11 protein-coding genes and 1 pseudogene are annotated in these 11,868 nt (G+C 67.4%); all 12 read left to right on the top strand.

Annotated elements, in window-relative coordinates; translation table 11 throughout:
* Positions 1-151 precede the first annotated feature (151 nt).
* The 12 genes and pseudogenes from ACIBCN_RS23055 (at position 152) to nuoK (ending at position 11,868) form a co-directional block, all read left to right on the top strand.
* Positions 152-562 carry a hypothetical protein gene (locus tag ACIBCN_RS23055; protein ID WP_396993675.1) on the top strand — a complete coding sequence of 137 codons (411 nt, stop codon included), beginning with the start codon at positions 152-154 and terminating at the stop codon, positions 560-562.
* Positions 563-1,100: 538 nt separating this feature from the next.
* Positions 1,101-1,469: an NADH-quinone oxidoreductase subunit A gene (locus tag ACIBCN_RS23050; protein WP_396993674.1), complete on the top strand. Its 369-nt coding sequence runs from the start codon at positions 1,101-1,103 to the stop codon at positions 1,467-1,469.
* 50 nt (positions 1,470-1,519) lie between these two features.
* A complete protein-coding gene (locus ACIBCN_RS23045; protein ID WP_396970174.1) occupies positions 1,520-2,074 on the top strand; it encodes a NuoB/complex I 20 kDa subunit family protein in 555 nt (184 codons plus the stop codon).
* The gene (locus tag ACIBCN_RS23040) at positions 2,071-2,847 is read left to right on the top strand and encodes an NADH-quinone oxidoreductase subunit C (RefSeq protein ID WP_396993673.1); all 777 of its coding nucleotides are present in this window, start codon (positions 2,071-2,073) and stop codon (positions 2,845-2,847) included. Before ACIBCN_RS23045 ends, ACIBCN_RS23040 begins: the two co-directional genes overlap by 4 nt.
* A complete protein-coding gene (gene nuoD, locus ACIBCN_RS23035; RefSeq protein ID WP_396993672.1) occupies positions 2,847-4,235 on the top strand; it encodes an NADH dehydrogenase (quinone) subunit D in 1,389 nt (462 codons plus the stop codon). Before ACIBCN_RS23040 ends, nuoD begins: the two co-directional genes overlap by 1 nt.
* Positions 4,232-4,945, top strand: a complete 714-nt coding sequence (gene nuoE, locus ACIBCN_RS23030) for an NADH-quinone oxidoreductase subunit NuoE (protein ID WP_396993671.1) — start codon at positions 4,232-4,234, stop codon at positions 4,943-4,945. The genes nuoD and nuoE overlap by 4 nt, the downstream gene beginning before the upstream one ends.
* Positions 4,946-6,316: an NADH-quinone oxidoreductase subunit NuoF gene (gene nuoF / locus ACIBCN_RS23025; RefSeq protein ID WP_396993670.1), complete on the top strand. Its 1,371-nt coding sequence runs from the start codon at positions 4,946-4,948 to the stop codon at positions 6,314-6,316.
* A gap of 7 nt (positions 6,317-6,323) precedes the next feature.
* The gene (locus tag ACIBCN_RS23020) at positions 6,324-8,834 is read left to right on the top strand and encodes an NADH-quinone oxidoreductase subunit G (protein WP_396993938.1); all 2,511 of its coding nucleotides are present in this window, start codon (positions 6,324-6,326) and stop codon (positions 8,832-8,834) included.
* 69 nt (positions 8,835-8,903) lie between these two features.
* Positions 8,904-10,127: pseudogene (gene nuoH, locus ACIBCN_RS23015) on the top strand (NADH-quinone oxidoreductase subunit NuoH); the annotation flags it as partial.
* Positions 10,116-10,739 (top strand): NADH-quinone oxidoreductase subunit NuoI, encoded by a 624-nt coding sequence (gene nuoI, locus ACIBCN_RS23010; RefSeq protein WP_396993937.1) that lies wholly within the window; start codon positions 10,116-10,118, stop codon positions 10,737-10,739. The pseudogene nuoH and the gene nuoI, both read left to right, overlap by 12 nt.
* Positions 10,736-11,572, top strand: a complete 837-nt coding sequence (locus tag ACIBCN_RS23005) for an NADH-quinone oxidoreductase subunit J (protein ID WP_396993669.1) — start codon at positions 10,736-10,738, stop codon at positions 11,570-11,572. Before nuoI ends, ACIBCN_RS23005 begins: the two co-directional genes overlap by 4 nt.
* Entirely contained in the window at positions 11,569-11,868 is a 300-nt protein-coding gene (gene nuoK / locus ACIBCN_RS23000) for an NADH-quinone oxidoreductase subunit NuoK (RefSeq protein WP_357388746.1), read from the top strand. Before ACIBCN_RS23005 ends, nuoK begins: the two co-directional genes overlap by 4 nt.

Genomic DNA, 11,868 nt, shown 5'->3' with positions numbered 1-11,868 from the left:
TTACCGGCCGATTCTTACGGATAACTTGCGATCGTCCTTCGGCGGCAAGCACTCCCGGCGACGCACGAGATCGACCGAGCTCCGCGACGCGCGGAGGCGGATCTGGCCCAACATGCCACGGACGGGACCCTCGCGGAAGTAGCATGCGCTGGTGGCCGACTCGACTCGTTCCACCCCTCTGCGGGTCCTCGTATACAGCAACGACGCCGATACCCGGCGCCAGGTGATCCTGGCACTGGGCAAACACCCGCACCCCGAACTACCGTCCCTCGACTACCTAGAAGTGGCCACCGGCCCCGTGGTGATCGAGAACCTGGACGCGGGCGGCATCGACCTCGTCATCCTCGACGGTGAGTCGGCGCCGACCGGCGGGCTCGGCATCGCCAAGCAACTCAAGGACGAAATCGAGCACTGCCCACCGGTACTCGTGCTCACCGGGCGTCCCGACGACGCCTGGCTGGCCAACTGGTCGCGCGCGGAAGCGGCGGTGTCGCATCCGATCGATCCGATCCGGCTCACCGAGGCCGTCGTCGGGTTGCTGCGCAACCGTTCGGCAGCCTGAATAGTCCGGTTCCACACACCCACTTATGCAGAGTGTGCATTAATCAATCGCTCTTGACCTGCACCGGATGCACTGCTGCCAATTCGGACAAACCCACCGCGCTCGATCCGGAAGGAAGCGGTGAGTTAACCGTTCGACGTTGCGATCGATTCCGGTGAACCCTGCAATGACGCCCCGAAAACCGCAGCGCCAGCGGTATTTCCGCAGCACAGACTGACCGGTCAGCCAACGTCACGTGACAAGCCCCCGGATTACCCCCGTTTCAGTCATGAATCGACGTCGCGAATTCGATCAAACGCTGCGGCCAAACGTGTAGCACTCAGAGCGATCAGTTGTAGGCTGTGCCCTAGCTCACACCAGCGCGGGTACCAGCCCTACTCGCGTCGAGCAGGCCATGGGGCGTGTCTGGCCGAGGCGGACAACGACGTCAGCTCGCCTCGGAAGCTGCCGTCCGGCAACGGGCGACCCACCCGCAGGCTCCAGCTCGCAAGGAGGGGCTCGCGCAGATTAAAGGGAGAGCGCAGTCGTGAATATCGAAATGCCCACTCTGGTCTTAGGCGCGATCGCCGCGGCGTTCGCGGTGTTCTCCATCGTCATGGCGGCCCTGGTCGGGCCGAAACGGGCCAACCGGGCCAAGCTCGAGCCGTACGAGTGCGGCATCGAACCGACACCGCACGCCATCGCGGGCGGTCCGGGAAACGTGACGGGCCAACGCTTTCCGGTGAAGTACTACCTCACCGCCATGCTGTTCATCATCTTCGACATCGAGATCGTGTTCCTCTACCCGTGGGCAGTCCACTTCGATGCGCTCGGTCTCTTCGGTCTCGCCGCGATGGCGTTGTTCATCTTCAACGTCTCGGTGGCATACGCCTACGAATGGCGACGCGGTGGGCTCAGCTGGGAGTGATTGCCGCGCAACGTGTTCGGGCGACGAGTGGAAGTGAAGGTTAGTCGGATATGGGGTTAGAGGAAAAACTGCCCAGCGGATTCCTGCTGAGCACCGTTGAGGATTTCGCCGGGTTCATGCGTAAGGGCTCGCTGTGGCCCGCCACCTTCGGCCTCGCCTGCTGCGCCATCGAGATGATGGCAACGGGCGGTGGCCGTTTCGACATCGCCCGCTTCGGCATGGAGGCGTTCCGCGCCTCGCCGCGGCAGGCCGATCTGATGATCGTCGCCGGGCGGGTCAGCCAGAAGATGGCCCCGGTGCTACGTCAGGTCTACGACCAGATGACCGAGCCGAAATGGGTGCTCGCCATGGGCGTCTGCGCGTCCTCGGGTGGCATGTTCAACAACTACGCCATCGTCCAGGGCGTCGACCACGTGGTGCCGGTCGACATCTACCTGCCCGGCTGCCCGCCGCGGCCGGAGATGCTGCTGAACGCGATCCTGGCGCTGCACGCCAAGATTCAGGAGACGCCGCTCGGCGTCAATCGCGAAGAGGCCATCAAGGCCGCCGAGGCCGCGGCACTTGCCTCGACCCCGACCATCCGGATGGAGGGTCTGCTGCGATGACGTTCGATTCGTCCGACAACAACACCACCACCGCGCACGACGAGATCGACGCGGCCGCGACGGCGGGACCGGAAGGCACCCTGCCCACCGAGGACGACCAGCAGGCCGCCGGCGCGGAGGTGATCGGCGTGCGGCACGGCATGTTCGGCGTCACCGGCTCCGGCGACACCTCCGGTTACGGCGGCCTGGTCCGCCCGGTCAGCCTGCCCGGCAGCACACCCGCGCCCTACGGCGGCTACTTCGACGAGGTCGTCGACGCTCTGCGCACCGCGCTCGGCGCGGCAGGTACCCGGCTGGAGACCGCGCTGGAGAAGATCGTCGTGTTCCGCGGCGAACTCACCCTGCACGTGCACCGCGAGCACCTGGTCCCGGTCGCGCAGGTGTTGCGTGACCATCCCGCACTGCGTTTCGAGCTGAGCCTCGGCGTCAGCGGCGTGCACTACCCCGACGACGCGGGCCGCGAACTGCACGCGGTGTACCCGCTCATGTCGATCACGCACAACCGGCGGCTGCGCGTCGAGGTGTCCACCCCCGACGCCGACGCGCACATTCCGTCGCTGTACGAGGTGTACCCGACCACCGACTGGCACGAGCGGGAAACCTACGACTTCTTCGGCATCATCTTCGACGGGCACCCCTCGCTCACTCGAATCCTGATGCCCGATGACTGGCGCGGCCACCCCCAGCGCAAGGACTACCCGCTGGGCGGCATCCCGGTCGAGTACAAGGGCGCGCGGATACCGCCGCCCGACGAGCGGAGGGCGTACAACTAATGACTGCATCGCGAAGCGATTCCGTGAGGGGTGGCGGTCGGGCGACGGGTGGGCTGAACGACACTGACACCCGGCCCGACGTCGCTGGCGACGCTGGGCCGGAACCCACAGTTGTCACCGTCGCCGGTCAGGACTGGGAAGAGGTCTCCGACTCGCTGCGCGGCGCCGGTGAGGAACGCATCGTCGTCAACATGGGCCCGCAGCACCCGTCCACGCACGGCGTGCTGCGGCTCATCCTCGAAATCGAGGGCGAGACGGTCACCGAGGCACGTTGCGGCATCGGCTACCTGCACACCGGTATCGAGAAGAACCTGGAGTTCCGCAACTGGACCCAGGGCGTCACCTTCGTCACCCGGATGGACTACCTCTCGCCGTTCTTCAACGAGACGGCGTACTGCCTCGGCGTGGAGAAACTCCTCGACATCACCGACGCGATCCCGGAGCGGGTCAACATCATTCGGGTCATGCTGATGGAGCTGAACCGCATCTCCTCGCATCTGGTGGCGCTGGCCACCGGCGGCATGGAACTGGGCGCGCTCACCCCGATGCTGTTCGGTTTCCGGGAGCGCGAACTGATCCTCGACGTGTTCGAGACCATCACCGGGCTGCGGATGAACCACGCCTACATCCGCCCGGGCGGCCTGGCCCAGGACCTGCCCGACGACGGTGTCGCGAAAGTCCGTGAGCTGCTTGCCCTGATGCCCAAGCGGCTCAAGGACATGGAGCAGCTGCTCACCTCGAACCCGATCTGGAAGGCCCGCACGCAGAACATCGGCTACCTGAACCTGCAGGGCTGCATGGCCCTCGGGATCACCGGCCCGGTGCTGCGCGCCACCGGCCTGCCGCACGACCTGCGCAAGGCCCAGCCGTACTGCGGGTACGAGAACTACGAATTCGACATCCCCACCACCACCGGCTGTGACTGCTACGGCCGCTACGTGATCCGGGTAGACGAGATGAAGGAATCGCTCAAGATCGTCGAACAGTGCCTGGACAAGCTGCGTCCCGGCCCGGTGATGGTCGACGACAAGAAGATCGCCTGGCCCGCCGACCTGCAGCTCGGGCCGGACGGACTCGGCAACTCCCCCAAGCACATCGGCAAGATCATGGGCACGTCCATGGAGGGACTCATCCACCACTTCAAGCTGGTCACCGAGGGCATCCGGGTGCCGGCCGGGCAGGTGTACACCGCCGTCGAGTCACCGCGCGGCGAGCTGGGCGTGCACATGGTCAGCGACGGCGGCACCCGGCCTTTCCGGGTGCATTACCGCGACCCCTCGTTCACCAATCTGCAAGCGGTAGCGGCGACCTGCGAGGGCGGCATGGTCGCCGACGTGATCGCCGCGGTCGCCAGCATCGACCCGGTTATGGGCGGAGTGGACCGATGACCGAGATCATGCTGAAGCTCAGTACCCGACCAGAACCGTTCCAGCCGTTCGTGCGTGAACGACTCGAATTGGACGCCAAGGAGATTATCGGCCGCTACCCGGAACCGCGATCGGCGCTGCTGCCGCTGCTGCACCTGGTGCAGGCCGAAGAGGGCTGTGTCACCGGCACCGGCATCGACTTCTGTGCCGACCAGCTGGGTTTGACCGGCGCCGAGGTCACCGCGGTGGCCACGTTCTACTCGATGTACCGGCGCACCCCGACCGGCGACTTTCACGTCGGCGTGTGCACCAACACGCTGTGCGCGGTGATGGGTGGCGACGCCATCCTCGCCACGCTGGAACGGCATCTCGGCATCGGTCACGGCGACACCACCGCCGACGGGAAGATCACCCTCGAGCATGTCGAGTGCAACGCGGCCTGCGATTTCGCGCCGGTGATCATGGTCAACTGGGAGTTCTTCGACAACCAGACCCCGGAATCGGCTCAGGCACTGGTGGATTCGCTGCGCGCGGGACAACAGGTGACGCCGACGCGCGGCGCGCCGCTGTGCACGTTCAAGGAGACCGCGCGCATCCTCGCCGGTTTCCCCGACGAGCGTCCCGGCGTGCTCGACCACGCGGTAGGCGAGGCCACCCTGGCCGGCCTGCGGGTCGCGCGCGAGCAGAACATGAACACCGCTGGGCCGCACCAGGATTCGGAGGGCGCCTAAATGACGCTGACCCCTGTACTCAGCAGGTACTGGGATGACCCGCAGTCGTGGACGATGGACACCTACCGCCGCCACGACGGCTACCAGGCGCTGCGCAAGGCGCTGGCGATGGAGCCGGACCAGGTCATCCAGACCGTCAAGGACGCCGGACTGCGCGGCCGTGGCGGCGCGGGCTTCCCGACGGGCATGAAGTGGAGCTTCATCCCGCAGGGCGCCGGACCCGACGGTGTGAGCAAGCCGCACTACATGGTGGTCAACGCCGACGAGTCCGAACCCGGTACGTGCAAAGATATTCCGTTGATGCTGTCGAGCCCGCACGCGCTCATCGAGGGCATCATCATCGGCTCCTACGCCATCCGCGCCGCGCACGCGTTCATCTACGTGCGCGGTGAAGTGGTTCCGGTGTTGCGCCGACTGCAAGCCGCCGTCGCGCAGGCCTACGAGGCGGGGTTCCTGGGCCGCAATATTCTCGGCTCCGGTTACGACCTCGAACTCATCGTGCACGCCGGAGCGGGCGCCTACATTTGTGGCGAGGAAACCGCGCTGCTGGATTCCCTGGAAGGGCGTCGCGGTCAGCCGCGGCTGCGGCCGCCGTTCCCCGCCGTCGCGGGCCTGTACGCCTGCCCGACCGTGGTGAACAACGTGGAATCCATTGCCAGCGTGCCTGCGATCCTGCTCAACGGCACCGAATGGTTCCGGTCGATGGGCAGCGAGAAGTCCCCCGGCTTCACGCTGTATTCGCTGTCGGGCCACGTGAATCGGCCCGGGCAGTACGAGGCGCCGCTCGGCGTCACCCTGCGCGAACTGCTCGGCTACGCCGGTGGCGTGCGCGCCGGGCACACGGTGAAGTTCTGGACCCCGGGCGGCTCGTCCACGCCGCTGTTCACCGCCGCGCATCTGGACGTGCCACTCGATTACGAGGGTGTGGCTACGGCCGGATCCATGTTGGGCACCAAGGCATTACAGATCTTCGACGACACCACCTGTGTGGTGCGCGCCGTGCTGCGCTGGACCGAGTTCTACATGCACGAATCCTGCGGCAAGTGCACGCCGTGCCGGGAAGGCACCTACTGGCTGGTGCAGCTGCTGCAGCGCATCGAGTCGGGCCGGGGCACCGAGTCCGATCTGGACAAGCTGCTCGATATCAGCGACACCATCAACGGCAAGTCGTTCTGCGCCCTCGGCGACGGCGCGGCCAGCCCGATCATCTCGTCGCTGAAGTACTTCCGCGAAGAGTACGTCGACCACATCACCACCGGCGGCTGCCCGTTCGATCCGGCGCGGTCCACCGCGTGGGCGAACGGCGTTGGGTCCGAGCCGCATTCGCGTGATCAGGACACGGAAGGAGTGCGTGATGACGGCATCGCGTAGCGATTCGATGAGGGGTGGCGGTCGGGCGACGGGTGGGCCGGCCACCGTGAACGCCGATACCAGTGGGGTCGTCCCAGCGGATCTGGTGTCCGTCACGATCGACGACACCACCGTCAGCGTGCCCGCGGGCACCCTGGTGATCCGGGCCGCCGAGCTGATCGGTATCCAGATCCCGCGCTTCTGCGATCACCCGCTGCTCGACCCGGTCGGCGCGTGCCGCCAGTGCATCGTCGAGGTCGAGGGCCAGCGCAAGCCGGTCGCCTCGTGCACCATGACCGTCACCGACGGCATGGTGGTGCGCACCCAGCTGACCTCTCCGGTGGCCGACAAGGCACAGGAGGGCGTGATGGAGCTGCTGCTCATCAATCACCCCCTCGACTGCCCGGTGTGCGACAAGGGCGGTGAATGCCCGCTGCAGAACCAGGCGATGTCCACCGGTCGCGCCGAGACCCGCTTCGAGGGCGAAAAGCGCACCTATCCCAAGCCGATTCCGCTGTCCACCGCGGTGCTGCTGGACCGGGAACGCTGCGTGCTGTGCGCGCGCTGCACCCGCTTCTCCCAGCAGATCGCCGGCGACCCGTTCATCGAACTGCTGGAACGCGGTGCGCTGCAACAGGTCGGCACCGCGCAGGCCGAGCCGCTGGATTCCTACTTCTCCGGCAACACCGTGCAGGTGTGCCCGGTCGGCGCGCTGACCGGCACCAGCTACCGGTTCCGCGCCCGCCCGTTCGACCTGGTGTCGAGCCCGAATGTGTGTGAGCACTGCGCGTCCGGTTGCGCGCAGCGCACCGATCACCGCCGCGGCAAGGTGCTCCGCCGGTTGGCCGGGGACGACCCGCAGGTGAACGAGGAATGGAACTGCGACAAGGGCCGCTGGGCCTTCGCCTACGCCGCCGAACGCGACCGGCTCAGCACGCCGCTCGTGCGCGGCTGGGACGGCAACCTCGCACCGGCCTCGTGGTCCGAGGCGCTCGCCGCGGCCGCGGAGGGTTTGGCTGCCGCGTTCGGCAGCGCGGGGGTCCTCGTCGGTGGCCGAGTCACCGAGGAGGAGGCCTACGCCTACGCCAAGTTCGCGCGAATCGCGTTGGGCACCAACGATATCGACTTCCGGGCGCGGGCGCACTCGGCCGAGGAGGCCGACTTCCTCGCCGCGCGGGTGGCGGGCCAGGGCATGGCGGTGAGCTATGACAACCTGGAGACCGCGCCGATCGTGTTGCTCGTCGGGTTCGAGCCGGAGGAAGAGTCGCCGATCGTCTACCTGCGCCTGCGCAAGGCCGCACGTAAACGTCGGTTGCCGATCTACTCGATGGCGCCGTACTCCTCGCGCGGTCTCGACCGGATGTCGGGCAAGCTGATGCAGGCGATGCCCGGCGCCGAGCCGCATTTGCTCGACGCGGTGCGCAATGGCGAAACAGCAACGCCGGGAGCCGATCCCACGCAGATCGCCGACGTCTCACGGCTGCTTCGCGAACCCGGCGCGGTGATCATGGTCGGTGAGCGGATGGCCGGAATCCCCGGTGCGCTCTCCGCCGCCGTCCGGCTCGCGGACGAGACCGGAGCGGCGCTGGCGTGGGTACCGCGGCGCGCCGGTGAGCGCGGTGCGGTCGAGGCGGGCGCGTTGCCGGGCTTGCTGCCCGGCGGTCGCCCGGTCTCGGATCCCGCTGCCCGCCAACAGGTTCGGGCGGTCTGGAACGTGCCGGATCTGCCGGTCACGGCCGGTCGCGACACCGCGGCCATCCTGGACGCGGCGCCCGGGCTCGGTGCGCTGGTGATCGGCGGCGTCGACGTCATCGATCTGCCGGACCCGAAGGGCGCGTTGGCCGCCATCGACGCCGCACGATTCGTCGTCAGCCTCGAGCAGCGGCACAGCGCGGTCACCGAGCGCGCCGACGTCGTGTTCCCGGTCGCCACGGCGACGGAGAAGTCCGGCACCTTCCGCAACTGGGAGGGCAGGCCGCGTCCGTTCGCCGCCGCGCTGGGCGACGACATGGTGCGCCGCCAATCCGCCCCGCTCTCGGATCAGCGGGTGCTGCAAGCCATCGCCGACGAGATGAAGGTGCGCCTCGGGCTGCCCGACACCGACGCGGCCCGCGCCGAACTCGCCGAACTCGGCGCCTGGGACGGCACGGCCGTCGCGGCGCCCGCGCATCGCCCGCATCCGCTGACCCAGCCGGGGCCCGGCACCGCGGTGCTGGCCAGCTGGCGGATGCTGCTCGACCTGGGCCGCCTGCAGGACGGCGAACCCAACCTGGCCGGCATCGCCCGCACCCCGGTGGTCCGGCTGTCGCCCGCGACGGCCGCCGAAATCGGCGCCGCGACAGACGATCTGGTGACCGTCGCCAGCGAGCACGGCACCGTCACGCTGCCGTTGATGATCACCGACCTGCCCGACCGGGTGGTTTGGCTGCCGCAGCATTCACCGGGCAGCTCGATCGCCGAACAGTTGGCCACCCAGCCCGGCGGCATCGTGCAGCTGCGGCGGTCCGACGAGAGGATGAAGGAGCACAGGCATGAGTGAGCGAAGCGAACGAATCAGCAACACAGCGTGCGTCGCTCGTGCCGGAGCCGAGCGTAGCGAGGCGCAGGCATGAGTGACCTCAGTTTGTTCGGCCACGATCCCCTGTGGTTGGTGATCGGTAAGTCCGTCGCCATCTTCATCTTCCTGCTGCTCATCCCGATGATCGCGGTGGTCGCGGAGCGAAAGATCGTGGCGCGCATGCAGATGCGCATCGGCCCGAACCGGATCGGCCCGTTCGGCATGCTGCAGAGCATCGCCGACGGCGTCAAGATGGCGCTCAAGGAAGACATCGTCCCGGCCATCGTGGACAAGCCGATCTTCATCATGGCGCCGATCATTTCGCTGATCCCGGCGGTGATGGCGTTCGCGGTGATCCCGTTCGGCCCCGAGGTTTCCGTCTTCGGCCACCACACCGCGTTGCAGCTCACCGATATGCCGGTGGCGGTGCTCTACATCCTGGCGATCACCTCGATCGGCGTGTACGGCATCGTGCTCGCCGGGTGGTCGTCGGGTTCCACCTATCCGCTGCTGGGCGGACTGCGCTCGACCGCGCAGGTGATCTCCTACGAGATCGCGATGGCACTGTGCTTCGCCACCGTGTTCCTGCTGGGCGGCACCATGTCCACCTCGGGCATCGTGTCCGCACAGCACGACACCTGGTACGTCTTCCTGCTGCTGCCCTCGTTCCTCATCTACTGCGTCTCCATGGTCGGTGAGACCAACCGGGCACCGTTCGACCTGCCCGAGGCCGAGGGCGAGCTGGTCGGCGGCTTCCACACCGAGTACTCCTCGCTGAAGTTCGCCATGTTCATGATGGCCGAATACATCAACATGGCCACGGTTTCCGCGCTCGCCACCACCCTGTTCCTCGGTGGCTGGCACGCGCCGTGGCCGTTGAGCCTGTGGGCCGGTGCGAACACCGGCTGGTGGCCGGTGCTGTGGTTCACCGCCAAGGTGTGGGGCTTCCTGTTCGTGTTCATCTGGTTGCGCGGCACGCTGCCCCGCCTGCGCTACGACCAGTTCATGAACCTCGGCTGGAAGCTGCTGATCCCGACCTCGCTGCTGTGGGTCATGCTGGTCGGCGGCGCTCGGGTGCTGCAGGCCGAGGGCTACTACGTGCAGACGCCGGCGCTGGTCATCGGCGGCCTGGTGATCTCGGTGCTGCTGGTGGGCACGTTCCTGCGCGCCGGGCGCCGGGGTGGCGCCGCGCCACCGGCCGAGCCGGAACCCGCGGCGGCGACCGCGGACACTGCGGTGTTCCTCGGGTTCCCGACGCCGCCGCTGCCCGCACAGCCACGCGACGTCGCCAAGTCGGGCCTGTTCGATCCGCTGGCCGGGTTTCTGGTCACCGCGGCGACCATGTTCAAGAAGCCGAACACCGAGTTCTATCCGGAACAGAAGGTGCCGACCGCGCCGCGTTATCACGGGCGTCATCAGCTCAACCGGCACCCGGACGGGCTGGAGAAGTGCATCGGCTGCGAGCTGTGCGCCTGGGCCTGCCCCGCCGACGCCATCTTCGTCGAAGGCGCGGATAACACCGAGACCGAACGCTTTTCGCCCGGTGAACGGTACGGGCAGGTCTATCAGATCAACTATCTGCGCTGCATCGGCTGCGGCCTGTGCATCGAGGCGTGCCCGACCCGGGCGCTGACCATGACCAACGACTACGAGATGACCGACGACAACCGCGCCGGTCTGATCTACGAGAAGGACCGGCTGCTCGCTCCGCTGCAGCCGGGCATGACCGCGCCGCCGCACGCCATGCAACCCGGCACCGACGAGGCCGACTACTACCTCGGCAACGTGCTCGGCAGCATCCAGGAAACCAACGGCGGCAACGGAACCCCGGTGACGGACAGTCCGAAACAGCCCGCCGCGGCGGGTGTGGAAGGAGGCGTGCGGTGAACGAACTCATCCTCGCTGCCGAGCCGCTCACCCGGACCTCCACCGGCGAAGCGGTGGACTTCTGGGTACTCGCGCCGCTGGCCGTGGTCGGCGCGCTCGGCATGGTATTCGCCCGCAAGGCCGTGCATTCCGCGATCTGCCTGGCCGCCACCATGATCGTGCTCGCGGTGTTCTACATGGCACAGGACGCGCTGTTCCTCGGTGTGGTGCAGATCGTCGTCTACACCGGCGCGGTCATGATGCTGTTCCTGTTCGTGCTCATGCTGGTCGGTGTCGACTCCACCGAATCGCTCAAGGAGAACCTGCGCGGACAGCAGCTCGCGGCCGCGGCCGTCGGCATCGGGTTCGGTTTGCTGCTGATCAGCGGCATCGCCCGCGGCATCCGTGAATCCGGCATCGCCTTCCCGGCAACCGGATTCGCCGGACGCGACGTGATCGGCGAGCTCGCCGAACTGATCTTCGTCCGCTACGTGTGGGCCTTCGAGCTCACCGGCGCGCTGCTCATCACCGCCACCATCGGCGCGATGGTGCTCGCGCACCGCGAGCAGTTCGGTCCGAAGATCGGCCAGCGGGAAATGTCGGTGCGCCGGTTCCGCGAGGCGGGCCACCGCGCCACCCCGCTGCCGACGCCCGGCGTCTACGCCAGGCACAACGCGGTCGACATTCCGGCCAGGCTGCCCGACGGGTCCTTCGAGGAACTGTCGGTCAGCACCATTCTGCGGCACCGCCGCACCCGGGCGCTCACCGAAGCGGCCGTCATCTCGGTAGCGGCGCAGGACACGGCGCCCGTCCACGCGACCGAGAACCAGAGCGACGAGGAAGGCAACCGGTGAATCCCGAGAACTACCTGTTCCTGTCCGCCTTGCTGTTCACCATCGGCGCGGCCGGAGTGCTGTTGCGGCGCAACGCCATCGTGGTGTTCATGTGCATCGAGCTGATGCTCAACGCGGCGAACCTGGCCTTCGTCACCTTCGCCAGGCTGCACTCGAACCTGGACGGCCAGGTGTTCGCGTTCTTCACCATGGTGGTCGCCGCGGCCGAAGTCGTTGTCGGCCTTGCCATCATCATGACCATCTTCCGCGCCCGCCGCTCGACCTCGGTCGACGACGCCAACCTGTTGAAGTTCTGA

The sequence above is a fragment of the Nocardia sp. NPDC051052 genome (assembly GCF_044456045.1).
Taxonomy (GTDB): Bacteria; Actinomycetota; Actinomycetes; order Mycobacteriales; family Mycobacteriaceae; genus Nocardia.
The sequence above is the reverse complement of the archived record's forward strand: the minus strand, read 5'-3'. Positions and strand labels throughout refer to the sequence as shown.